We start from the raw sequence: 887 nt of genomic DNA, 5'->3' as shown, positions 1-887 counted from the left end.
CCCCAGGATGTTCAGCACCCGGGTGAGATTGTAGGCCAGCACGTGCAGGGCCATCTCGGTTTTGACCTTCTCCAAGGTCTTCATCAGGAAGTGCGTGCTGCCCATCCAAGCCTTGATGGTCCCAAACGGATGCTCCACCGTCTGCCGCCGGATGAGCATGGCCTCAGGCATCCGCTCCAGCCGGTCCTGCATGCGGTCGAGCACATCCTCGTGCTGCCAGCGCTTCACCCGCTTGTGCTTGTCAGGCGTGCACCGGGGCTTGAGGGCACAGGTCGAACAGGCGGTCAGGTTGCGGTAGTGGTCGATATTGTCTCTGCGATCTGAACGCACCTTGCCCCTGGTCAGATGCTGGCCCGCCGGGCAGGTGTAGCGATCATGCTCAGCGTCATAGACGAAGTCCTGCCCGGTGAAGAGACCGCGGTTGCTGTTGCCGGAGGTCTGGGTCTTGGGAACATAGGGCAGCACGCCGGTGCCTTCGCAGGCCAGCACCTCGTCACCATTGAAATAGCCGCGATCGGCCAGCACGGTGATCTCTTCACACCCCATCACGTCCTGGGCTTGCCGTCCCATTGCCAGCAGTTGTGTGCGGTCGTTGCCGACATTGGTCACCTCGTGCGCGACGATCAGGTGGTGCTCGGCCTCCACCGCCATCTGCACGTTGTAGCCGACAATGCCAGTGCCCTTGCCGCTGGTGGCCATGGAGCGCGCATCGGGATCGGTGAGGGAGATCTGCTGGTCGGGCGCGGCCTCCACCTGCTGCTCCATCTCCTTCAGTGACTGCATCGACCGGCGCAGACCCGCGATCTTCTGCTTCAGACGGCTTGTCCTGGCCTCCGTCTCCGCGCCACCCTGCCGGTCGGCGCGATCGAGCGCGGCCAGGTAGCGGG

The 887-nt window shown here is 63.9% G+C and carries 1 protein-coding gene; it reads right to left on the bottom strand.

What is annotated here, in order from left to right; all coding sequences use genetic code 11:
• On the bottom strand, positions 1-887 hold an 887-nt coding region (locus ACYVOK_RS34450), incomplete at both ends, for a transposase (protein WP_460666799.1).

It is taken from the genome of Kribbella swartbergensis (genome assembly GCF_054784135.1).
This window is presented reverse-complemented; position numbering and strand designations above follow the sequence as displayed.